The organism is Mumia flava (genome assembly GCF_002797495.1).
GTDB lineage: Bacteria > Actinomycetota > Actinomycetes > Propionibacteriales > Nocardioidaceae > Mumia > Mumia flava.
Genome location: NZ_PGEZ01000001.1, coordinates 2,626,062 through 2,648,921 on the forward strand (window position 1 = coordinate 2,626,062; position 22,860 = coordinate 2,648,921).

The following is a 22,860-nucleotide window of genomic DNA, read 5'->3' on the forward strand; positions in this document are numbered from 1 at the left end:
GGCCGCTTCGCGGCGGAAACGACGACACCTGTCGGCGGGCGGATCGAGGACGCGAGATCGTGCGCACGCCTGCATGGCCCTGGGTCGCTGAACCGGCAGGTTCGAGCAGAATCGCGTCGGTGCTCAGTTTCGGCGAGGCCATCGGCTCAGCTGGCTGATGCTGGCCAGTGGTTCACGCCGAGTCGGAGGTCTTCAAAGGACTCGTCGACGGATCTATCATTCGATGGGGTAAACGCCCGATCGAAGGCAAGCACCCTCCAAGCGATGTCATGCGCGAGCGCGAACGCATCTGTCAAGGCGTCGTGGTCCAACTTGCTGCTGCGCCCCCCGTGAGCCACTGAGCTCCGGATACCGTAGAAGTCGAGATAACGCTTCCGCACGGCACGTCTTTCGCTAGGCACCGGGTGGAGCAGGGCGACGCGGTCTGCCATCGCGCTGCCTGGAAGTGGCTGCACCCCGCCCAACATCGCATCCAGGCAAACGCCAAGGGCAAGCGCGGAATCGTCGGTATCGGCGGCGTAGTGAGCCTCCGCGAACCACCTCGCAGCGAGTCGTATCCGACGGCCAACCGGCGTATCGCGAAGGGCATGCTCCACGGCCCCAAGGAGGTATTCCTGTTCGTAGAGATCACCCAACGGGAGCGGGTCTGCGCTGTACCAATGAACTGGACTCGCAGACATCACTCCGTTGCAAATAACCGGGTAGGCCGCGAGTTCGAGGCCGAGGGTTGTCTCCCTGAGACCGGACTCCACCGCCCGCCGATCCAACGACAGTCCTCGCACTCCCGGGCGATTGACGCTCCCCCGACGATAGATCTTCCATGCTCGCAGGTCGCGTTCGAGTAGCAGCGGAATATCGACGATCTCCCGCAACTGTCGTTCAGCCTCATCAACCGCCTTTGCCTCTTGGCCGACCGTCCAAAAACAGAAGACAACTGGCTCTTGGCCTAGTGGTTCGACTCGTGGGGTGACGTACGCTTCGATCCACCTATTCCGAACGGATTCACCAACGACTGCGCGGCCTCGGGCCTCCACTTCGACCTTCGCGAAGAGTTCCTCCGTGGCTCTTCCAATGACCACATCGCCAACTCGCGTCGGGGCGCCAGGCCAAGTCACGTTGGAGACCATCTGGGCAATGAACGCTGGCCCTGCTGAGCAGAATCTCCTCACCATCTCCGCCAGGAATGGCCGACGTTTCTCGGAGTCGCGTTCACTTGCGGCTACGGTGAGTGATGCGATCAGGCCCCAACGTTCTTCTTCGCTCCACCTGGCTCGCACGCCGCGGTCCTTCCAAAGTTCAGCGAGCGCCTGCTCCCAAACCGTCAAGGCTTTCGGCACCAGGCACACCGGGCCGTCTCTCCCGGTGATTGCCGCACGGTCCGAACGTCTGTACTCCTCGAAGCGCCAGCCGTGCTCCCATGGCTCGCGGCCAGGCGCGGGCGTGACACCGTCTGCCGCTTTCATGAGCAGGTCAACGATCTTCTCTTCACGTTTGTCCACACGGTGATTTAACATCACGCCAGCGCAGCCACGCCCGGGTTTCCCGGAGTCCAGTTGTGTTCAACTGGGGCGGAACGTTCCTGCTAGCCATCGTGCCGGGATGACCGGTTCCCGCTTCTGATCGGTCCAGGTCGCGCGCGCCATCATGGCCTCCGGCACGCCTTCCCTCTAGCATGCAGCCGTCCCAACGCCACGCCCGCCGCCTTGTCCCGGGTCCGCGGTCACGACCGAGACGATCAGCCACGAGGGCATCCTGGAGGACCAGGGCCGCGACGCGCGTGCGTTCGTCACCGGCCACGGCGTCGACGCCGAGCAGGTCCTCGACGACGCGATCGAGGTCGTCGCCTCCGACCACCCGTACACGCTGACCTCAGACGGCTCGCACGTCGTCACCTGCTCTACCGCGGTCCTCGGTCCTCGCCGGGTTGTCGCGATTCAGCCACTGGGGCTAGACGCTACAAGAGCTAGCTCAGACTCTCCATGATCATCGGCACCGCGTCGTCGACCTTCAGCATGACCTTCGTGTCGAACGAGATCCACTGCGAGTAGTTGAGCAGGTTCCGATACCCCTCCATCGGATCGTCGGACTCGGCGACCACCACGCCGCCGCCACCGTCGGCGAACACGTAGTGGGCTGTCGTCCCGGGCGCGTTGCCCACCTCGGCGAAGGCGCCCAACAACTCCTTCGTCTCGGCCTTGCTGAGGAACGGCTTGATGCGATACGTCGTGACCAGAATCATCCTTCTACCCCCTGTCGGCCACCTTCGAAGGTCGCAAGGCGCGTCCTCACAGGTCAAGGACGTTGCTTACGGCCGGTCGCGAGACCCTTGCGCCCGCAACCCCCGTACCCCAAACTTGGTCCGACCAAGTGACCAAGCATGCGAGGAGTTCGATGCCGCCCGACCCGGCCTCTGCCCCGCCGACGCTGCGCCGCCCGCGGTCCGTCAGCGGTGAGGTCGCCGCGTACCTGGAGCAGGTCGCCGCGGACCTCGGCCCCGGCGCGCGGATGCCCACCGAGCGGGCGCTGGCCTCCGAGCTCGGCGTCTCCCGCACCTCGGTCCGGGAGGCGATGCGCGAGCTGGAGGACAAGCGGCTCGTCGAGCGCCGACCCGGTCGCGGCACCACCGTGCTCGACCGCGACGAGCGCGCCCGACGGCTCGGCGACCGGCTGACCGCGAACGGGCACGCCACCGCCAGCAACGCCAGCGCCACCAACCCCACCCCCGACACCCACCCCGCCCATGCCACCGACGTCGCCGAGCTCCGCGACGTCGTCGAGCCGCAGGTCGCCGCCATCGCCGCCGCCCGCGCCACCGAAGCCGACCTGGTCCGGCTCGAGCAGATCCTCGCCGACACCCACGCCGGTCTCACCGCGGCGGGGTCGTTCGCGCTCGACCACGCGTTCCACCTCCAGGTCGCCCGCGCCGCCCGCAACCCGCTCCTGCTGACCATCTGCGAAGTCGCCGCCGACCTCTCCGAGGACGTGCGGCGCGACTCGCACGCCACCCGCGCGGGCCGCCGTACGTCCCTCGACGGCCACCGCGCGATCCTCGCCGCCATCGCCGCCGGCGACACCGACGCCGCCGAGACCACGATGCGCGACCACCTCGACGACGTCGCCCGACTCGTCGCCGAACGCCGCGCCCGCCGCCGTACCCCCAGGAGCCCCGCGTGATCGACCAGCCCACCCTCCACCGCGGTACCGGCGACGTCGCCGGCGACGTCTACCTCCCTGCCGACGGCGGCACGACGTTCTGGGGCCGCCTCCCGTGCGCCGCCGACGCGCCGGTCCTGACCGTCGACCCGGGGACCGCGGTCACGATCGACACGATCAGCCACGAGGGGATCCTCGAGGACCAGGGCCGCGATCCGCGTGCGTTCTTCACCGCCCACGGCGTCGAACCCGAGCAGGTCCTCGACGACGCGATCGAGATCGCCGCCTCCGACCACCCGCACACGATGGCCGTCGACGGCCCGCACGTCGTCACCGGCCCGATCGCGGTCCGCGGTGCGCGCCGCGGCGACCTCCTCAAGATCACCGTCCTCGACACCACCCGCCGCGTCCCGTACGGCGTCGTCTCGAACCGCCACAACAAGGGCGCGCTCCCCGGCGAGTTCCCGCCGGACGGCGTCACGTTCTCGGCGTTCTGCGGTGTGGAGGAGATCGACGGCACCCCGTACGGCACGATGCCGCTGGTCCCCGGCGGCGAACCCGCGGTCGCGTTCGGCCTCGACCCGTTCCTCGGCATCATGGGCGTCGCGACCGCCGGCGACGAGCGGCTGCACTCCGTCCCGCCCGGCCCGCACGGCGGCAACATCGACATCAGCCTCACCACCGTCGGCTCCTCGATGTACATCCCGGTCCAGGCCGACGGCGCCCTCGCGTACGTCGGCGACCCGCACTTCGCGATGGGCGACGGCGAGGTCGCGCTGACCGCGCTGGAGGCGTCGCTGCGCGCGACCGTACGGCTCGACGTGGTGGCGCGCGAGGACGCGAGCGAGATGTTCGGCGAGCTCGTGACGCCGCTGGTGGAGACGTCGGAGTTCCTCGTCCCCACCGGCCTCGACGAGGACCTCGACGTCGCGATGCGCAACTGCGTCCGCGCTGCGATCGGCGTCCTCGGCGCGCGGTACGGGATGCACCCGCAGCAGGCCCTCGCGTACCTGTCCGCCGCCACCGACTTCGACATCTCCCAGGTCGTCGACATCGTCAAGGGCGTGCACGCGAAGATCCGGACCGCCGACTTCACCCGCCTCGGGGCGCGCCCGTGACCGCGCCGCACGACCGCCCGTACGAGGTCCGTGGCGAGGCGCCGCCCGGCCTGCTCGACGCCCTGGACGCGTACGAGGCGGCGCTGATGTCCGACGACATCGCGGCGATGGACGCGTTGTTCGCGCCCGGGGACGCGACGCTGCGCGGCGACGCGGGCGGGGTGCTCGTCGGGCACGAGACGATCGGCGCGTTCCGGCGCAGCCGCGGGGGAGCGCCGGCCCGGACCGTCCGCGCGGTCCACGTCCACCCGGCCGGCGACGACGCGGCGGTCGCGGTCACGATCTTCGAGGCGCGTACGGGCGGGCGCGGGCAGCAGACCCAGCTCTGGCGCCGCGGAACCGACGGCGCCTGGCGCGTCGAGGTCGCGCACGTGTCGTCCCCGCCGGCGACGTACGACCGGCGCGTCTGGCGGATCGTCGGCGACCCGCTCGTCGAACCCACCGGCACCGGCCCCCTCGACGGCGAGACGGTCGCGGTGAAGGATCTGTACGCGATCCGGGGGTACGCGACGGGCGCCGGCGTCCCTGCGTATCAGGCCGACCAGCCGCCCGCCCGGGACCACGCCCCTGCGGTCGCGCGCCTGCTCGCGGCCGGCGCCGCGGTGGCGGGGATCGCGCGGACCGACCAGTTCGCCTACTCCGTCGCCGGCCTCAACGACCCCACGGGTGCCCCGCCGAACGCCGCCGTCCCCGGCGCCGTCCCCGGCGGTTCGTCGAGCGGGTCGGCGAGCGCGGTCGCACTCGGCGCCGCCACGCTCGGCCTCGCGACCGACACCGCGGGCTCGATCCGCGTCCCCGCCTCGTACCAAGGCCTCTGGGGCCTCCGCCCCACCCACGGTTCCGTCGACGCGACGGGCGTCGTACCGCTCGCGCCGTCGTTCGACACCGTCGGCGTGCTCGCGCGGACGGCCGACCGGGTCGTACGGGCAGCCGCGGTGCTGCGCGAGGAGGGCGCGCCCGACCGTACGGCCGACGGCCCGATCGTCGTCGCGCCCCAGCTCCTCGCCGTCTGCGAACCCGCCGTCGCCGGCGCCTTCGCCGTGTGGGTCAGCGCGGCCGGCGGGGTGGTCGAGGAGGTGCGGCTGCCGGACGTGGACGCGATGTACGAGGCGTTCCGCGTCCGCCAGGCGTACGAGGCGTGGCAGGCGCACGGGGCGTGGATCGAGGCGCACCCCGGTGCGGTCACCGGTGCGGTCGCGGATCGGTTCGCGGCGGCGTCGCGGGTCACGGTCGAGGAGGACGCGGCGGCGCTGGAAGCGCTCGGGGTGTACGCGACGGAGCTCGACGCGGTGCTGGCGGAGCGGTTGCTCGCGCTGCCCGCAGCGTCATCACCGGCGCCGACGCTGTGGGCGGATCCGACTGATGTGGACCGCACCCGCGCGGCGACGCTGAAGATCGGCGCGATTGCCGGGATCACCGGCCGCCCGGCGGTCGCGGCGCCGCTGCTGCACGTGGCGGGGGACACGACGCGCCACGCGCCGGTGGGGGTGTCGCTGGTGGGGCCGCGGGACAGCGACCTGGCGCTGGTGCGCCGCGCGGCGTCGTTCGCCTAGCCACCCCGCTCGTCGAGGCCGAGCGGGCTCGTTCCTCGCCCGCCTCGACCCGCGGGCTCCGCCTCCGTTGGTCGAGGCCGAGCGGAGCGAGGATCGAGACCCGCCGTACGGGCTGGGTGACCCACCGCAGACCGTCACCCGGTGATAGCCGATGATCTGCACAGCAGCCGCACCCGCAGGCCGCGCGAGTTCGACAGGAGGCGCCGGCATGACCGAGACGACGAGGACCATCTCGCCCGACCGGTGGGGGCTGTTGCGGGGCGGCGAGGGTCTGATGACCGGCACGGTCGTGTCGGCGGCGGTGATCGCTGCGACGGCCGGTCATGTCGATTCGGTCGGTCAGCTGTCCCTCGCGATCGTCGGAACCACGCTGGTGTACTGGCTCGCCCACCTGCACGCCTCCACGATCGGCGCCGCGGTCAGGTCCCACCTGCACCCGCTCAGCGCCCTCCGTACGGCCGTCGCCCACACCTGGACCATCGCGGCCGCCTCGCTGCTCCCGCTCGCCGTGCTCCTGCTCGCGAACGCGTTCGGCGCCGGGCTCGTGGCCGCCTCGTGGGTCGCGCTCGCCGCCACCGTGGCGCTGCTCGCGCTGTACAGCTACCTGGCCGGGCGCCGAGGCGGTCTCGGTATCCGTGACAGCCTGGCCTGCGCGCTGGCCGGGTGCGCCCTCGGACTCGCGGCAGCGGCGCTGAAGGCGGCTCTGCACTGACCCCGGGCCGGTCGAGCCGGTGGCTCTCGATCACTCGCTGCGCTCGCGCCTCGAGCATCGGATGGCCCCGCTCGTCGAGGCCGAGCGGAGCGAGGATCGAGACGGGCCATCCCGTCAGTACGCGTCGATCTGCGTGTACAGCAGGTCCCCGTCTACCGAGATGTCGTCTGGCCAGTCGTCCGGGTCGCCGATCAAGAGGTCTTCGTGCGCGATCACGGTGGTGATGCCGCCGGTCGCGCGGATGCCGGGGTGCCGCTCGAGCCGATCCCACGTCCCCGCGCTCCCCGCGAGCTCCGCCAGCGCGACGCCGAGGTCGGCCACGCGCGGGTCGCCGTCCGGGAGCCCCGCCGCGTCCTGCGCCGCCTGGACCACGTCCTGCGCGTCGAGGATCACGTAGTCGTGCCGCGTGACGATGCTCAGCGCCGCGTCGACCTCGATCTCCTCGACGTCGTCCTCGCCCATCGCCGAATCGACCGCTGCCTGCACCGCCGCCTGCATCCGCGTCGGCCCCGCGCCCGTCGGGTCCGGCCCGAACGACTCCTCCTCGGCCTCGTCCAGCCCGTACGGCAGCGTCCCGGTCAGCGAGAACTGCGCGTCCTCGAACTCCAGCGTCGCGTCCGTCAACCGGTCGTTCGCCTGCAACAGCGCGTCCTCGTCGGCCGGGTCGAGCGCGGCGACCGTGCGAGCGTGTTCGCGGAGCCGATCGGCCAGCTGGTCCGCGGCCGCGATCATGCGCTCGCGTGCGTCGTCGATGTCCTGGTCGCTGCGCTGCTCGTCCATGCCCGCAGCATAGGCCGCGCGCGGACCCGTACGCGTGCGCGCGGGCTGTGGAGGACGTACGGGACGGTCGGTCCGAGCGCCTAGTCTGAACAGGTGCCGAGCCTCACCCGCCTCGCGGACCCGGACGTGCTGCGTTCCCACATGGACGACGGCGCGATCCGGCGCGGCGAGGCGTACGCCCGGGACGGCATGGTGATCGACCTCGACGTGGCCCACAACCGTGACGGCGTGGTGCTCCAGGCGGCGGTCGCGGGCACCGGCCGGACTCCCTACCAGACCGTCGTCTCCGCCCGCTGGGACGCCGCCGACGCCGTAGAGCTCTACTCCGCGTGCTCCTGCCCGGTCCACCGCGCCTGCAAGCACGCGGTCGCGGTCGCGCTGGTGGCGGCGCGCGACGAGATGCCGCGTCCCACCGCCGCGCCGGCGAAGCCCGCGTGGCAGCGTGCCGTCGCGGACCTCCTCGACGACGAGGCCCCGCCGCAGAGGGGCCCGGAGGGTGTGCAGGAGATCGGGCTGCGGTTCGAGCTGGCGCGCCGGATCGCGAGGCGCCGGACGTTCGGCCGCACGCCCGCGCCGACCCGCCCGGACCTGCGGCTCCGCCCCGTACGGCGGGGTTCGAGCGGTCGGTGGGTCAAGACCGGCATCACCTGGCGCGACCTCGCGTACGCCGACCCGTGGCGCGGCTCGCTGCGCCGCGACCACCTCGAGGTGCTGCGTTCGCTGATGGCCACGCACCGCTCCCGCGTCGGGGCGTACGGGACGAGCGACGACACCCTCGGCCTGGGCGACCTCGGGTCCGGGGTGTGGCGGCTGCTCGCGGAGGCGGCGGACGTCGGCGTGCCGTTCGTGACCGACGGCTTCGCCGAGGTACGGCTGGGTGCGCCGGCGTCGTTGCGTCTCGACGTGCGGGCGGACGGCGACGACGTGGTCGTCGTGGCCGGTGGGCAGGTGGGGGACCGGTTCGTACGGCCCGAGGACCTGCGGCTGCTCGGCGATCCGGTGCACGGGCTCGTCGCGTGGTCCGGCGACGACGCCCGCGCGGTCGCCACCCTCGCGCCGCTCGATCGGCCGCCGACGCGGGCGCTGCGCGACCTGCTGCTGTCCGGGGAGCCGCTGCAGGTGCCGGCGGAGTCGCGCGCGGAGTTCGTCGGCGACTACCTGCCGGAGCTCGCGGCGCGCGTGCCGATCGTCTCCGGCGACGACTCCGTGGTCGTTCCCTCGCCGCCGACGCCCCACCTCGTCCTCGCGATCACCTGGGTCGGCGACGAGGAGGTCCGTCTCGCGTGGTCGTGGCACTACCGCGCCGACGGCCAGACCGTACGGGTCCACCCGATCGACGAACCGCCCGCAGCGCAGGGCCGCCGTGATCCCCAAGCCGAGCGTGCGTTCCTCACCGGCCTGCGGCTGTCCGACGAGCGGGCCGACCTGCTCTGCGGCGAGACCGACGACGGCCCCACCCCGTACGCCCAGCTCCGGCTGCGCGGGATCGAGACCCTGGAGTTCGCGCAGGAGGTGCTGCCGGGGCTGCGGGACCACGAGTCGTTCGAGATCGTCGAGGAGGGCGAGCAGCCGGAGTTCCGGGAGCTGGTCGGGAAGGCCGAGATCCGGTTCGACGCGGCGCCGCGGGCCGACGGGCGCTCGGACTGGTTCGACCTCGAGGTCGTCGTGACGATCGGCGGCGAGCAGGTCGGTCTCGCGCAGATCATCGAGGCGCTCGCGACCGGCCAGGACCGCATCCTGTTGCACAAGGGCCACTACGTCAGCGTCGACCGGCCCGAGCTCGACGCGCTCGCCCGTACGCTCGCCGACGCTCGGGCGCTGAGCGACCAGCCGCGCCGCAGCACGGTCCGCGTGCCGACCCAGGCGTTCGACCTGTGGGACGAGCTCGACGAGATCGGCGTCGTCGACGACCAGGCCCGGCGCTGGACCCGCGCGGCCCGGGCGCTGGTCGGCAGCGACGGCATCGGCGAAGTCGCGGTGCCGGACGGGCTGGAGGCGACCCTGCGCTCGTACCAGCACGACGGCTACCGCTGGCTCTCCTTCTTGTACGACCACGGGCTCGGAGGGATCCTCGCCGACGACATGGGACTCGGCAAGACCGTGCAGGCTCTCGCGACGATCCTGCGCGCCCGCGCGGCCCAGCCGGACGCGCCGCCGTTCCTCGTGGTGGCGCCGACGAGCGTGGTGACGACGTGGGCGGAGCAGTCCGCGCAGTTCGCGCCGGGGCTCGACGTCCGGACGGTGACCGAGTCGCGGGCGCGCCGCCGCGCGTCGTTGGGGGAGTACGTGTCCGGGGCCGACCTCGTGATCACCTCGTACACCCTGCTGCGGATCGAGGCCGACGACTACGCCGACCTGCGCTGGGCGGGCCTCATCATGGACGAGGCGCAGGCCGTCAAGAACCACCGGTCCAAGACCCACCAGGCACTGCGCCGGATCGGCTGCCCGTTCTCGGTGGCGATCACCGGGACGCCGCTCGAGAACGACCTGATGGAGCTCTGGTCGCTGCTGTCGATCGCGGCGCCGGGGCTGTTCCCCGCGCCGGACTGGTTCCGGCACGAGGTCGCGGCGCCGATCGAGAAGGGCGGCGACGCCGAGCTCCTCGCGATGCTGCGCCGCCGGATCCGCCCGCTCGTGCTGCGCCGCACGAAGGAGAGCGTCGCCGCGGACCTGCCGCCGAAGCAGGAGCAGATCCTCGAGGTCCCGCTCCCCGGTCGGCACCGCAAGGTCTACGACACGCACCTCCAGCGCGAGCGACAGCGGATGCTCGCGCTGCTCGAGGAAGCCGGGTCGGTCGAGGGCGACCAGAAGAGCCGGATGACGCTGTTCGCGGCGCTGACCCGGCTGCGCCAGCTCAGCCTCGATCCCGGTCTCGTCGACCCGGCGTACGACGCGATCGGCTCCGCCAAGCTCGACCTCCTCGTCGAGCACCTCCACGAGCTCGTCGCCGAAGGACACCGCGCCCTCGTCTTCAGCCAGTTCACCTCGTACCTCAAGCGCGTCCGTACCCGCCTCGACGTTGAAGGCATCACCCACGCGTACCTCGACGGCAGTACGCGCGATCGCGCCGGTGCCGTCGCGCAGTTCCGCGACGGGGACGTGTCGGCGTTCCTCGTCAGCCTCAAGGCCGGCGGCGTCGGGCTGACGCTGACCGAGGCTGACTACGTGTTCCTGCTCGACCCATGGTGGAACCCTGCCGTCGAGGCCCAGGCCGTGGACCGCGCCCACCGGATCGGCCAGCACCGTCCGGTCATGGTCTACCGCCTGGTGTCGGTCGGGACCGTCGAGGAGAAGGTGATGGAGCTCAAGGCCCGCAAGGCCGAGCTCTTCAGCAGCGTCCTCGACGACGACGGCATGCTCGGCGGCGGCATCGACACCGACGACCTCCGCGGCCTGCTGGAGGGCTGACGGCACCCGCCCCCGGTGGTCGAGGCGGAGCGAAGCGACGATCGAGACCCGTACCCCGCCCCTCCGCGCACAAAGCGGCCCTTGCCTCTACGAAGCGCACCTTGCAGACCTGGCTTTGTAGAGGCAAGGGCCGCTTCGTCACGCCGGCCGGTCCGGAACGCGCCGATTGTCCGGTTCAAATCCGTCCGAGCGCGCCCTGCCGAATCCGAGCGCGCCTTGCGGGACGCGCTCGGATTCGGCAACGCGCGCTCGGTACGAGGCGAGGGGTCTCGATCGTCGCTCCGCTCCGCCTCGACCACCGGGGTTGTACGGGTCTCGACAGGCTCGACCGGCGCGGGCCTGGGAGCGTCAGTCGCTCAGCGCGTCGCGGATGGGGACGAGCTTCGCCTGCGACTCCGCCAGCTCGGCCTCGGGATCGGAGTCGGCGACGATCCCGCACCCGGCGAAGAGTCGCACGCGCGTCCCGTCGTACTCCGCCGAGCGCAGCGCGATGCCCCACTCGCCGTCGCCGTCGGCGTCGATCCAGCCGACCGGCCCCGCGTACCGCCCGCGGTCCATCGGCTCCAGCCGGTCGATCAGGTCGAGCGCGACCGCCCGGGGTGTACCGCCGACCGCGGCGGACGGGTGCAGCGCCGCCGCGAGGTCCAGCGCCGACGCGGCCTCGTGGTCCGGGTCGACGACGCCGGCGACGTCCGTGGCGAGGTGCATGACGTTCGGGAGGTGCAGCACGAACGGCGCCTCGGGCACGTTCATCGACGAGCACGACGGCTCGAGTGCGTCGGCGACGGACCGCACCGCGTACTCGTGCTCCTCCAGGTCCTTGCTCGACCGCGCGAGCGAGGCGGCGAGGGCGAGGTCGTGCTCGTCGTCGCCGGTACGCCGGATCGTGCCGGCCAGCACGCGCGACATCACGAGTCCGCGCTCGCGCCGGACGAGCATCTCGGGCGTCGCGCCGAAGAGCCCGTCGACGTGGAACGTCCAGCAGTTCGGGTACGCGCCGGCGAGGCGGTGCAGGGGAGCGCGGACGTCGAGCGGCTCGGCGAGATCGGCGACGAGGTCGCGTGCCAGCACGACCTTGTCGAGCTCGCCGGCGCGGATCGCGGCGGTCGCATCGGAGACGATCGACTCCCACCCGGCTCCCGAGATCGAGCCGTCGCTGAACACCGCGCCCCGCGGCGGCGTCGGCGGGTCGGTCACGCGCAGCGTCGGCGCCGTCACGAGCGCGGAGTCGGAGATCGTCGTGACCCACGCGAGGTCGCCGCGTCGGCCGACGACGACCGACGGCACGATCAGCGCGGAGCTCGACGGCCCGAACGCGAACGACCCGAACGCCACGAGCCCGCTCCCGGGCACGTCCACGGAGTCCCGTACGACCGCGTGGCCGGTCATGCGGCGCCACCAGGCGCTCGCGTCGGCGAACCGGTTCGGTCCCGTGGTCTCGATGCGTGCGGTCTCGCCCCACGCGACGATGCCGTCGCCGTCGCGGATCCACGCCAGCGCGCCCTGCCGCGGCAGGAGGTGCTCGAGTGCGACGTCTCCGAGCTCGACCCTCACGGTCTGGGCGACCAGTGTGCGGGGTCCCGGGAGTGCGGTCGCGGCATCGGTCACGCCCGCCAGCCTACGACCCGACCCGTGGCGCGGGACCCGCAGCGTGCCAGAGTAGGTGGGTGAGCCGGGCACAGCTGGACAAGCAGCCGCACGAGGTCGCCGCGATGTTCGACGGCGTCGCGCGCCGCTACGACGTGACCAACGACGTGCTGTCGATGGGGCAGGATCGCCGGTGGCGCAAGCGCGTGCGGCGTCTGGTCGCGGCGAAGCCTGGCGACCGCGTGCTCGACCTCGCGGCGGGCACGGGGACGTCGTCGCTCCCGTTCGCCGACGACGGGGCGTACGTGGTCCCGTGCGACTTCAGCATCGGGATGCTCCGCCAGGGCCGCAGCCGCCACGACGACCTCCCGTTCACGGCGGGGGACGCGATGCGGCTGCCGTTCGCGGACCAGACCTTCGACGCGGTGACGATCTCGTTCGGGCTGCGCAACGTGCACGAGCCGGCGGTCGCGCTCGAGGAGATGCTGCGCGTGACGCGGCCCGGTGGGCGGCTGGTGGTGTGCGAGTTCAGCCACCCGACGTACGCGCCGTTCCGCACGGTCTACGTCGAGTACCTGATGCGGGCCCTGCCTGCGGTCGCCGCCCGGGTGTCCTCGAACCCGGACTCCTACGTCTACCTCGCCGAGTCCATCTCCGCCTGGCCGGACCAGCTCGCCCTCGCGAAGGTCATCGCCGAGGTCGGCTGGGGGCCGGTCACGTGGGAGAACCTCTCCGGCGGGATCGTCGCGCTCCACACCGCGACCCGCCCGACCGACGCCTGACGCGCCCGTACGGAAGCGCGCACCTCGCCGTACGAGGGGCTGCGTGCGCGTCCGTACGGAATCCAGTGCGCACCCGGCCGGCGCCCGCACACGTACCCGTACCCGGCCCGTACCCGTACCCGTACCCGTAGTTTCCGTTGCCGGCAACGGAAACTCGATCCGGGCACCGACGAATCGCGCGATTCTTCAGTGCCCTGATCCACCTTGTGTTGCCGGCAACGCAAACCAGCAGGCCCACGGGATCCACGTTCCGTTGCCGGCAACGCAAACCAGCGGGCGCCGGAGGCGCACACCGTACGGACCCCGCACGCGACCCCGTACGGCGGTCCGAGGCGACGCGCTCTGCGACGTCGCGATGACGTTCGTGTGAACTCGACTTGCGTCGACGCGCGACAGTGCCAACGTGGTGCCGTGAGCCAGGTCGACCGAGGCGCCGCACCCCTCCGAACCCGTCGCCCACCTGCGGTTTTTCGCGCGGCGACGACGCGCGGGAGGGTTAGGTGACCCTGTGTCATAAGTCACCCGGATGCCGTGGCATAGTGACGCTCAGCACAGGGGCGGTCGGGGCGACGGCACCCTGCGGACCAGCTCGTGAACGGATTCACGAAGGGAGGACGCGGTGACGGAGTACACCCCGATCCTCGTGCTCGGCGTAGTCGCGGCGGCGTTCGCGCTCTTCTCGGTGCTGATCGCGCCGTTGACCGGGCCGAAGCGCTACAACCGGGCGAAGGTCGACTCCTACGAGTGCGGGATCGAGCCGACCCCGCCTGCGGAGGAGGGCGGACGCGTCCCGATCAAGTACTTCATGACGGCGATGATGTTCATCGTCTTCGACATCGAGATCGTGTTCCTCTACCCGTTCGCCGTCGCCTTCGACGAGATGACGTGGTTCGCGATCTTCGCGGTGCTGCTGTTCCTCGTGAACATCACGATCGCCTACGCGTACGAGTGGCGCCGCGGCGGGATGGAGTGGGACTGACATGGGCCTGGAGGAGAAGCTCCCGAGCGGAGTCCTGCTGAGCACCGTCGAGGGGCTCGCGGGCTACTTCCGCAAGGCGTCGTTCTGGCCGGCCACGTTCGGTCTGGCCTGCTGCGCGATCGAGATGATGGAGTTCGGCGCTCCGCGGTACGACTCGTCGCGGTTCGGGATGGAGGTGTTCCGTCCCTCGCCGCGCCAGGCCGACCTGATGATCGTCGCCGGCCGCGTGAGTCAGAAGATGGCACCCGTCCTGCGCCAGATCTACGACCAGATGCCCGGTCCGAAGTATGTGCTCGCGATGGGTGTCTGCGCCAGCTCCGGCGGGATGTTCAACAACTACGCGATCGTCCAGGGCGTCGACCACGTCGTCCCGGTCGACATGTACCTCCCGGGATGTCCGCCGCGACCGGAGATGCTGATCGACTCCGTGATGAAGCTGCACGCCAAGATCCAGGCGACCAAGCTCGGTGCGCACCGCGAGGCCGAGATCGCCGAGGACGAGAAGATCGCGCTGGAGGCCTCCCCGACCTCGGCGATGAAGGGCCTGCTGCGATGAGCGAGGAGAAGGACGAGAAGCCCGACCTCGGCAAGGAGCCCAGCGCGTCGACGCAGGACCCGAGCGCGACCGTGGCCGGCGGCGAGGAGGTCGTGCCGTCGGAGGCGCGCACGCTCGAGGTCGTCGAGGTCCGCGAGGGCATGTTCGGCGTCCACGGCTCCGGCGACACGTCGGGGTACGGCGGGCTGGTCCGTCCGGTCACGATGCCGGGGTCGTCCAAGCGCCCGTTCGGCGGCTGGTTCGACGACGCCGCCGACCGGCTCGAGCAGCTCGTCGGTGAGCCCGGCGGCGGGTCGATCGAGTCGTTCGCGACCGACCGTGGCGAGCTCACGATCCACGTGGCGCGCGAGGGGGTCCGCGAGGTCGCCCAGCATCTGCGCGACGACGCCGCGCTGCGGTTCGAGCTGTGCAGCGGCGTGTCCGGCGTGCACTACCCGCACGAGACCGGGCGCGAGCTGCACGCCGTCTACCACCTGCTCTCCATGACCCACAACCGCCGGATCCGCGTCGAGGTCGCGTGCCCCGACGACGATCCGCACATCCCGTCGGTGGTGTCGGTCTACCCGACCGCCGACTGGCACGAGCGCGAGACGTACGACTTCTTCGGCATCGTGTTCGACGGCCACCCGGCGCTCACCCGGATCCTCATGCCGGACGACTGGCCGGGCCACCCGCAGCGCAAGGACTATCCCCTCGGCGGGATCCCGGTGGAGTACAAGGGCGCCACCATCCCCCCGCCGGACCAGCGGAGGTCGTACAACTGATGAGCGAGTCCACCCAGCACGAGAGCACCCAGTCCGGGAGCACGCAGCCCCGGAGCACTCCGGGCGCCGCCGACCCGTACGCCCCGGAGCAGGAGACCACGTCCGGTCCGGTCTTCACCGTCACCGGCGAGGACTGGGACACCGTCGTCTCCGGCGTCGACCCCGACGCCTCGGAGCGGATCGTCGTCAACATGGGTCCGCAGCACCCGTCGACGCACGGCGTGCTGCGCCTGATCCTCGAGATCGAGGGCGAGATGGTGACCGAGGCCCGCTGCGGCATCGGCTACCTCCACACCGGCATCGAGAAGAACATGGAGTTCCGGACCTGGACGCAGGGCACCACGTTCTGCACCCGGATGGACTACCTGACTCCGTTCTTCAACGAGGCCGCCTACACCCTCGGCGTCGAGCGTCTCCTCGGGATCACCGACGACATCCCCGAGAAGGCCAACGTCATGCGGGTCCTCCTGATGGAGATCAACCGCGTCTCGTCCCACCTGGTGGCGATCGCCACCGGCGGGATGGAGATCGGCGCGCTGACCGTGATGACCGCGGGCTTCCGCGAGCGCGAGGCGTGCCTGGACATCTTCGAGATGTTCACCGGCCTGCGGATGAACTCCGCGTTCATCCGCCCCGGCGGTGTCCCGCTCGACGTCCCCGAGGGCGGCCTCGAGGCCGTCGACCGGTTCGTCGAGCTGATGCGCAGCCGGATCCCCGAGCTCGAGGCGCTCTGCAACGAGAACCCGATCTTCAAGGGCCGCCTCTGCGACGTCGGCTACCTCGACCTCGCCGGCTGCCTCGCGCTCGGCCTGACCGGGCCGCCGCTGCGCGCGACCGGCCTCGACTGGGACCTGCGCAAGACCGAGCCGTACAGCGGCTACGAGACCTACGACTTCGACGTCATCACCCGCGACGAGCCCGACGCGTACGGCCGGTTCCGGATCCGGATCGACGAGATGTACGAGTCGCTGCGGATCGTCGAGCAGTGCCGCACGCGCCTCGCGAAGCTCGAGGGCGCCCCGCACATGGTGGCCGACAAGAAGATCGCGTGGCCTTCGCAGCTCGAGGTGGGGGCGGACGGGCAGGGCAACTCCCTCGACCACATCCGCCACATCATGGGCGAGTCGATGGAGGCGCTGATCCACCACTTCAAGATCGTCACCGAGGGCTTCCGGGTCCCGGCCGGCCAGGTGTACTCCGCGGTGGAGTCGCCGCGCGGCGAGCTGGCGGCGCACGTGGTCTCCGACGGCGGCACCCGCCCGTACCGCGTGCACTTCCGCGACCCGTCGTTCAGCAACCTGCAGGCGACCGCGGCGATGTCCGAGGGCGGCATGCTGTCGGACGTGATCGTGGCGATCGCCAGCATCGACCCGGTGATGGGAGGAGTCGACCGGTGAGCGACATCCGCGACGCGCAGGTGCTCGGCGACCTGCAGCTGATCATCGACCGCTACCCGCAGAAGCGCTCCGCGCTGCTCCCGATGCTGCACCTGCTGCAGTCGGTCGAGGGGCGGGTGACGCCCGAGGCGATCGAGCTGTGCGCCGAGCTGCTCGATCTCTCGACCGCCGACGTGAACGGCGTGGCGACCTTCTACACGATGTACAAGCGGCGTGAGGTCGGCGACTACCACGTCGGCGTCTGCACCAACACGCTGTGCGCGGTGATGGGCGGCGACGCGATCTTCGAGCGGCTGCGCGAGCACCTCGGGGTCGGCAACGACGAGCGCACGGCCGACGGGACGGTGACGCTGGAGCACATCGAGTGCAACGCCGCCTGCGACTACGCGCCGGTGATGACCGTGAACTGGGAGTTCATGGACAACCAGACGCCCGACTCCGCGGTGCAGCTGGTCGAGGACCTGCGGGCCGGGCGGCCGTGCCGGTCGACCCGCGGCGCGACGATCACGTCGTGGCGCGAGGCCGAGCGGGTGCTCGCCGGCTTCCCCGACGGGCGCGTCGACGAGGGTCCGAGCGCGGGCGAGCCGTCGCTGGCGGGCCTCCGGATCGCCCACGAGCGCGGCTGGACTGCCCCCGGCGACGAGGACGACTCCGCTGGTCGAGGCGCGAGCGCAGCGAGTGATCGAGACCCCGCCGACTCCGCTGGTCGAGGCGCGAGCGCAGCGAGTGATCGAGACCCCGCCGACCCCGCTGGTCGAGGCGCGAGCGCAGCGAGTGATCGAGACCTCGACTCCGCCGTCGACGAGGCCGACACCGCGCGCGCCGAGTCGGAGACGCAGGTCGACGACGCACCCACCCCGCCCGCGGAACGCGAGGAGGCCGAATGAGCATCGACACCCTCACCCCGGTGCTCAGCCGGGACTGGGACCACGACCGTTCCTGGACGCTCGACTCCTACGGCGAGTACGCGGCACTGCGTACGGCGCTGAGGACCGATCCCGACGAGCTGATCGCGACGGTCAAGGAGGCCGGGCTGCGCGGCCGCGGCGGCGCCGGGTTCCCGACCGGCATGAAGTGGGGCTTCATCCCGCAGGGACCGGGCCCGGACGGCGAGACCAAGCCGCACTACCTGGTCGTCAACGCCGACGAGTCCGAGCCGGGGACCTGCAAGGACATCCCGCTGATGATGGCCAACCCGCACGTCCTCGTGGAGGGCGTCGCGATCACGTGCCACGCGATCCGCGCGGAGAAGGCCTTCATCTACATCCGCGGCGAGGTGCTGCACGTGATCCGGCGGGTCCAGGCCGCGGTCGCGGAGGCGTACGAGGCCGGGTTCCTCGGGAAGGACGTCTTCGGGTCCGGGATCGACCTCGAGGTGGTCGTGCACGCGGGCGCCGGCGCGTACATCTGCGGCGAGGAGACCGCGCTGCTCGACTCGCTCGAGGGCCGTCGCGGTCAGCCGCGGCTGCGCCCGCCGTTCCCCGCGGTCGCGGGCCTGTACGCGTGCCCGACGGTGATCAACAACGTCGAGTCGATCGCGTCGGTGCCGTGCATCGTGGAGCGCGGTGCCGACTGGTTCGCGTCGATGGGCACCGAGAAGTCGAAGGGCATGACGCTCTACTCGCTCTCCGGACACGTCAAGCGGCCCGGGCAGTACGAGGCGCCGCTCGGCATCACCCTGCGTGAGCTCCTCGACCTGTCGGGCGGGATGCGCGACGGCTCGGAGCTGAAGTTCTGGACGCCCGGCGGCTCGTCGACGCCGATCCTGACCGACGAGCACCTCGACGTGCCGCTGGACTACGAGGGCGTCGGTGGCGCGGGCTCGATGCTCGGCACGAAGGCCCTGCAGATCTTCGACCAGACCACCTCGGTCGTCCGGTGCGTGCTGCGCTGGACCGAGTTCTACAAGCACGAGTCGTGCGGCAAGTGCACCCCGTGCCGCGAGGGCACCTGGTGGCTCGTCCAGACCCTGCAGCGGCTCGAGGCCGGCAAGGGCACCGAGGGTGACATCGAGCTGCTGCTCGACCAGTGCGACAACATCCTCGGCCGCGCGTTCTGCGCGCTCGGCGACGGCGCGACGTCGCCGATCACCTCGGCGATCCAGTACTTCCGCGACGAGTTCGAGGCCGGGATGACCACGCCCGCGTGGGAGCTGTTCCCGTACGAAGCGTCGACCGCCTGGACCAAGGGGGCCTCGGCATGACCGTCACCACCGGCAGCGGCGCCACCGACGAGGCCGCCGTGCCCGACGAGAACCTCGTCTCGCTGACGATCGACGACGTCGAGGTCAGCGTGCCCGAGGGGACGCTCGTGATCCGCGCGGCCGAGCTGATCGGCGTCGAGATCCCGCGCTTCTGCGACCACCCGCTGCTCGCGCCGGTCGGTGCGTGCCGCCAGTGCCTGGTCGAGGTGCCCGACGCCGGCAACGGCCGCGGGATGCCCAAGCCGCAGGCCTCCTGCACGCTCCCGGTCGCGCCCGGCATGGTCGTACGGACGCAGGTGTCCTCCCCGGTCGCCGACAAGGCGCAGACCGGGATCATGGAGTTCCTGCTGATCAACCACCCGCTCGACTGCCCGATGTGCGACAAGGGCGGCGAGTGCCCCCTCCAGAACCAGGCGATGGCGCACGGCCGCGGCGAGTCGCGCTTCGCGGAGGCGAAGCGCACCTACCCCAAGCCGATCGCGATCAGCCAGCAGATCCTGCTGGACCGCGAGCGCTGCATCCTGTGCGCACGCTGCACCCGCTTCTCCGAGCAGATCGCGGGCGACCCGTTCATCGCGATGGCCGAGCGCGGGGCGCTCCAGCAGGTCGCGATCTACGAGCGTGAGCCGTTCTCCTCGTACTTCTCCGGCAACACGATCCAGATCTGCCCGGTCGGCGCGCTGACCTCGAACGCCTACCGCTTCCGCTCGCGCCCGTTCGACCTGGTCTCGACGCCGTCGGTCGCCGAGCACGACGCGTGCGGTGCGGCGATCCGCGTCGACCACCGGCGCGGCAAGGTGATGCGCCGGCTGTCCGGGGACGAGCCCGAGGTCAACGAGGAGTGGATCAGCGACAAGGACCGGTTCGCGTTCTCCTACGCCGCCGGCTCCGACCGCCTGACCCGCCCGCTCGTGCGCGATCCCGAGACCGGCGCGCTGGAGCCGGCGTCGTGGCCGGCCGCGTTCGCGGTCGCAGCCCGGGGCCTGGCGCGCGCGCAGGGCCGGGTGGGTGTGCTGACCGGTGGCCGCCTGACCACCGAGGACGCCTACGCGTACGCGAAGTTCGCCCGTGCGGTCCTCGGCACGAACGACATCGACTTCCGCGCTCGCCCGCAGTCGGACGAGGAGGCGGAGTTCCTCGCCCACGCCGTCGCGGGCACCGGCCTCGGCGTCACGTACCGCGACCTGGAAGCGGCCTCGAAGGTCGTCCTCGTCGGGCTCGAGCCCGAGGACGAGGCGGCGACGATCTTCCTGCGGCTGCGCAAGGCGTGGCGCGCGAACGGCACGGAGGTGGTCGCGCTCGCGAGCCACGCCACCCGAGGGCTGGAGAAGATGGGCGGCCGCCTGATCACGACGGTCCCCGGAGACGAGCCCGTACGGCTGGCCGAGGCGGGTCTGGACGCGTCGACGATCGTGCTGGTCGGCGAGCGCCTCGCCGGCGTGGACGGCGCACTCGCCGGTGCGCTGGCGGCGACGCAGCGGGCCGGGGCCCGGCTCGCGTGGGTCCCGCGCCGTGCCGGCGACCGCGGTGCGCTCGAGGCCGGCTGCCTCCCGAACCTGCTGCCGGGCGGACGTCCGGTCGCCGACGCCTCGGCTCGCGCCGACCTCGGTGCGGCCTGGGGCACGCCGTCGCTGCCGTCCGAGCCCGGCCGCAGCACCGACGAGATCCTCGCCGCAGCTGCGTCCGGTGAGCTGAGCGCGCTCGTCGTCGGCGGCGTCGAGCTGGACGACCTGGCCGACGTCGAGGCCGCGGTCGCCGCGGTCGACGCCACCGAGTTCGTGGTCAGCCTCGAGGTGCGCGCGAGCGCGGTCACCGAGCGTGCCGACGTGGTCCTGCCGGTCGCGGCCCCGATGGAGAAGTCCGGATCGTTCGTCAACTGGGAGGGTCGGCGCCGCCCGTTCGACACCGTGCTGTCGGTCCCGCACGCGATGCCCGACACCCGTGTGCTCGCCGGGATCGCGGAGGAGATGGGCCCGGGCCTGGGCTTCCGTACGACCGCCGACGCCGCCGCCGAGCTCGACGAGGTCGGCCCCTGGGACGGCACCCGTGCCGCGGCGCCGGCGACGAGCACCGCGCGCGCAGCCCGCCCGGCCGACGACGAGGCCGTGCTCGACACCTGGCGCCAGCTGATCGACGACGGACGCGGCCAGGACGGCGACTCGCACTACCGGTCGACCGCCCGTCCCTCGCTCGCACTGATCAGCGCGGGCCGTGCGGCCGGGCTCGGCGTCGCCGAGGGCGACGAGGTCGTCCTGCGCACCGACCGCGGTGCGGTCGCCGTGCCGGTCGGGATCGTCGACATCCCCGACGCGGTCGTCTGGACGGCCACGAACTCCAACGGCCTCCCGCTGCGCCGGATCCTCGGCTCCGGGTACGGCGACCTGGTCACCGTGGAGCGCGTCGACGTGCCGGCCTCGCTCGAGGAGCGGTCGGACGACGCGGCGGCGGGCGAGACTCCGGCCGACGTGGCCGATGCCGGTCCGCCGCACCCGCACCCGCACCCGGCGCCGACCGAGAACGTCACCCACGACGAGACCACGAGTCCCGCCGAGCGGTCGGCGACCGACGCGGATCTCGACGCGAGCCACGAGCGTGAGGGGGACCGATGAGCGACGTCTTCGGCAACGAGGAGCTGTGGGTCGTCATCCTCAAGGCGGTCGCGGTCTTCGTCTTCCTGGTCCTGCTGACGCTCTTCAACATCTGGTTCGAGCGCCGCGTCGTCGCGCGGATGCAGCACCGCGTCGGCCCGAACGTCTGGGGCCCCTTCGGTCTGCTCCAGAGCCTCGCGGACGGCATCAAGCTCGCGCTGAAGGAGGAGATCTTCCCGAAGCACGCGCACAAGCTGGTCTACTTCCTCGCCCCGGTGATCACCGTGGTGCCGGCGTTCCTGGCCTGGGCGGTCATCCCGATCGGGCCCGAGGTGACGATCCCGTTCACCGACACCCAGACCGTGCTCCAGCTGACCGACCTGCCGGTCGCGATCCTCTACGTGCTCGCGGTGACGTCGATCGGCGTCTACGGCATCGTCCTCGGCGGCTGGGCGTCCGGCTCGACGTACGCGCTGCTCGGTGGCGTCCGCTCCACGGCCCAGGTGATCTCGTACGAGGTCGCGATGGCGCTGTCGTTCGTCGGTGTCTTCATGTACGCCGGCTCGATGTCGACGTCGGAGATCGTGGCCGCGCAGGGCGAGGACATGTGGTTCGCGCTCCCGCTGCTGCCGTCGTTCCTGATCTACCTGATCGCGATGGTCGGCGAGACCAACCGGGCGCCGTTCGACCTGCCCGAGGCCGAGGGCGAGCTCGTCGGCGGGTTCCACACCGAGTACTCCTCGCTGAAGTTCGCGCTGTTCTTCCTCGGCGAGTACATCAACATGGCGACCGTCTCCGCGCTCGCGACCACGATGTTCCTCGGCGGCTGGCGTGCGCCGTGGGGCATCTCGCAGATCCCGGGCGCGAACGAGGGCTACTGGCCGGTCCTGTGGTTCCTCGGCAAGGTCCTGCTGCTGATCTTCCTGTTCATCTGGCTGCGCGGCACGCTGCCCCGCCTGCGCTACGACCAGTTCATGCGCCTCGGCTGGAAGCTGCTGATCCCGATCTCGCTGGTCTGGATCGTGATGGTGATGGTGATGCGCCGCGTGACGCTCGACGGCGGCGTCGACCGTCAGGTGCTGCTGATCGCCTCCGGCGTGGTCGTCGTGCTGCTGCTCGCGCTCCAGTTCATCCCGGAGAAGCCCGAGCCCGAGCCGGAGCCCGAGCCGGCCGAGTTCGACGCCTTCGCCGGCGGCTTCCCCGTCCCCCCGCTGCCCGGTCAGCGCCGCGAGTCCACCGAGACGGTCGGCTCGAGCGCGTCCGGCGAGAAGGAGGTCTGA

At 71.7% G+C, this 22,860-nt stretch carries 18 protein-coding genes; 14 read left to right on the forward strand and 4 right to left on the reverse strand.

Going from position 1 to position 22,860, the window contains the following annotated elements; genetic code table 11:
• Positions 1-146 precede the first annotated feature (146 nt).
• Together CLV56_RS20625 and CLV56_RS12285 are read right to left on the reverse strand one after the other, a co-directional pair.
• A complete protein-coding gene (locus CLV56_RS20625) occupies positions 147-1,499 on the reverse strand; it encodes a HEPN domain-containing protein (protein WP_157805154.1) in 1,353 nt (450 codons plus the stop codon).
• A 464-nt stretch (positions 1,500-1,963) separates the two neighbouring features.
• Positions 1,964-2,239, reverse strand: coding sequence for a DUF3303 domain-containing protein (locus tag CLV56_RS12285; RefSeq protein WP_039356308.1), 276 nt, complete (start codon positions 2,237-2,239; stop codon positions 1,964-1,966).
• A 152-nt stretch (positions 2,240-2,391) separates the two neighbouring features.
• Between CLV56_RS12285 and CLV56_RS12290 the strand changes: the two genes are divergently transcribed.
• The 4 genes from CLV56_RS12290 to CLV56_RS12305 all read left to right on the forward strand — a co-directional run bounded on the left by CLV56_RS12290 (position 2,392) and on the right by CLV56_RS12305 (position 6,536).
• Entirely contained in the window at positions 2,392-3,174 is a 783-nt protein-coding gene (locus CLV56_RS12290; protein WP_039356312.1) for a FadR/GntR family transcriptional regulator, read from the forward strand.
• Positions 3,171-4,271 carry an acetamidase/formamidase family protein gene (locus tag CLV56_RS12295; RefSeq protein ID WP_039356314.1) on the forward strand — a complete coding sequence of 367 codons (1,101 nt, stop codon included), beginning with the start codon at positions 3,171-3,173 and terminating at the stop codon, positions 4,269-4,271. Before CLV56_RS12290 ends, CLV56_RS12295 begins: the two co-directional genes overlap by 4 nt.
• Positions 4,268-5,824, forward strand: coding sequence for an AtzH-like domain-containing protein (locus CLV56_RS12300; RefSeq protein ID WP_211288056.1), 1,557 nt, complete (start codon positions 4,268-4,270; stop codon positions 5,822-5,824). Before CLV56_RS12295 ends, CLV56_RS12300 begins: the two co-directional genes overlap by 4 nt.
• Before the next feature lie 208 nt (positions 5,825-6,032).
• The gene (locus tag CLV56_RS12305) at positions 6,033-6,536 is read left to right on the forward strand and encodes a hypothetical protein (RefSeq protein WP_039356316.1); all 504 of its coding nucleotides are present in this window, start codon (positions 6,033-6,035) and stop codon (positions 6,534-6,536) included.
• 114 nt (positions 6,537-6,650) lie between these two features.
• Here CLV56_RS12305 and CLV56_RS12310 read toward each other — a convergent pair whose 3' ends face one another.
• Positions 6,651-7,316, reverse strand: a complete 666-nt coding sequence (locus CLV56_RS12310; protein ID WP_039356320.1) for a hypothetical protein — start codon at positions 7,314-7,316, stop codon at positions 6,651-6,653.
• Between the two features lie 93 nt (positions 7,317-7,409).
• On the opposite strand from CLV56_RS12310, the gene CLV56_RS12315 reads away from it, so the two are divergent.
• On the forward strand, positions 7,410-10,724 hold the full coding sequence (locus CLV56_RS12315; RefSeq protein WP_039356323.1) for a DEAD/DEAH box helicase: 3,315 nt from the start codon (positions 7,410-7,412) through the stop codon (positions 10,722-10,724).
• Between the two features lie 348 nt (positions 10,725-11,072).
• Here the strand turns inward: CLV56_RS12315 and CLV56_RS12320 are convergent, their stop codons facing one another.
• Positions 11,073-12,332, reverse strand: coding sequence for an isochorismate synthase (locus CLV56_RS12320; protein ID WP_039356326.1), 1,260 nt, complete (start codon positions 12,330-12,332; stop codon positions 11,073-11,075).
• A gap of 59 nt (positions 12,333-12,391) precedes the next feature.
• Between CLV56_RS12320 and CLV56_RS12325 the strand changes: the two genes are divergently transcribed.
• The 9 genes from CLV56_RS12325 to nuoH all read left to right on the forward strand — a co-directional run bounded on the left by CLV56_RS12325 (position 12,392) and on the right by nuoH (position 22,860).
• A complete protein-coding gene (locus CLV56_RS12325) occupies positions 12,392-13,093 on the forward strand; it encodes a demethylmenaquinone methyltransferase (protein WP_039356327.1) in 702 nt (233 codons plus the stop codon).
• Between the two features lie 619 nt (positions 13,094-13,712).
• Entirely contained in the window at positions 13,713-14,072 is a 360-nt protein-coding gene (locus CLV56_RS12330) for an NADH-quinone oxidoreductase subunit A (protein WP_039356329.1), read from the forward strand.
• A gap of 1 nt (position 14,073) precedes the next feature.
• Positions 14,074-14,628, forward strand: a complete 555-nt coding sequence (locus CLV56_RS12335) for a NuoB/complex I 20 kDa subunit family protein (protein WP_039356331.1) — start codon at positions 14,074-14,076, stop codon at positions 14,626-14,628.
• A complete protein-coding gene (locus CLV56_RS12340) occupies positions 14,625-15,392 on the forward strand; it encodes an NADH-quinone oxidoreductase subunit C (protein ID WP_039356334.1) in 768 nt (255 codons plus the stop codon). Before CLV56_RS12335 ends, CLV56_RS12340 begins: the two co-directional genes overlap by 4 nt.
• The gene (locus CLV56_RS12345; RefSeq protein WP_100414894.1) at positions 15,392-16,789 is read left to right on the forward strand and encodes an NADH-quinone oxidoreductase subunit D; all 1,398 of its coding nucleotides are present in this window, start codon (positions 15,392-15,394) and stop codon (positions 16,787-16,789) included. Before CLV56_RS12340 ends, CLV56_RS12345 begins: the two co-directional genes overlap by 1 nt.
• The gene (gene nuoE / locus CLV56_RS12350) at positions 16,786-17,676 is read left to right on the forward strand and encodes an NADH-quinone oxidoreductase subunit NuoE (RefSeq protein WP_100414895.1); all 891 of its coding nucleotides are present in this window, start codon (positions 16,786-16,788) and stop codon (positions 17,674-17,676) included. Before CLV56_RS12345 ends, nuoE begins: the two co-directional genes overlap by 4 nt.
• Complete coding sequence (nuoF, locus tag CLV56_RS12355; protein WP_211288057.1) at positions 17,673-18,992, forward strand: NADH-quinone oxidoreductase subunit NuoF; 1,320 nt, start codon at positions 17,673-17,675, stop codon at positions 18,990-18,992. Before nuoE ends, nuoF begins: the two co-directional genes overlap by 4 nt.
• Entirely contained in the window at positions 18,989-21,601 is a 2,613-nt protein-coding gene (locus tag CLV56_RS12360) for an NADH-quinone oxidoreductase subunit G (RefSeq protein ID WP_100414896.1), read from the forward strand. Before nuoF ends, CLV56_RS12360 begins: the two co-directional genes overlap by 4 nt.
• The gene (nuoH, locus tag CLV56_RS12365) at positions 21,598-22,860 is read left to right on the forward strand and encodes an NADH-quinone oxidoreductase subunit NuoH (RefSeq protein ID WP_100414897.1); all 1,263 of its coding nucleotides are present in this window, start codon (positions 21,598-21,600) and stop codon (positions 22,858-22,860) included. The genes CLV56_RS12360 and nuoH overlap by 4 nt, the downstream gene beginning before the upstream one ends.

Bases quoted from the DNA above. Each gene is read 5' to 3' on its own strand.
- CLV56_RS12290 (WP_039356312.1), top strand. From the start codon at position 2,392: ATGCCGCCCGACCCGGCCTCTGCCCCGCCGACGCTGCGCCGCCCGCGG.
- nuoF (WP_211288057.1), top strand. From the start codon at position 17,673: ATGAGCATCGACACCCTCACCCCGGTGCTCAGCCGGGACTGGGACCAC.
- CLV56_RS12310 (WP_039356320.1), bottom strand. From the start codon at position 7,316: ATGGACGAGCAGCGCAGCGACCAGGACATCGACGACGCACGCGAGCGC.
- nuoH (WP_100414897.1), top strand. From the start codon at position 21,598: ATGAGCGACGTCTTCGGCAACGAGGAGCTGTGGGTCGTCATCCTCAAG.
- CLV56_RS12360 (WP_100414896.1), top strand. From the start codon at position 18,989: ATGACCGTCACCACCGGCAGCGGCGCCACCGACGAGGCCGCCGTGCCC.
- CLV56_RS12345 (WP_100414894.1), top strand. From the start codon at position 15,392: ATGAGCGAGTCCACCCAGCACGAGAGCACCCAGTCCGGGAGCACGCAG.
- CLV56_RS12285 (WP_039356308.1), bottom strand. From the start codon at position 2,239: ATGATTCTGGTCACGACGTATCGCATCAAGCCGTTCCTCAGCAAGGCC.
- CLV56_RS12305 (WP_039356316.1), top strand. From the start codon at position 6,033: ATGACCGAGACGACGAGGACCATCTCGCCCGACCGGTGGGGGCTGTTG.
- CLV56_RS12335 (WP_039356331.1), top strand. From the start codon at position 14,074: ATGGGCCTGGAGGAGAAGCTCCCGAGCGGAGTCCTGCTGAGCACCGTC.
- CLV56_RS12340 (WP_039356334.1), top strand. From the start codon at position 14,625: ATGAGCGAGGAGAAGGACGAGAAGCCCGACCTCGGCAAGGAGCCCAGC.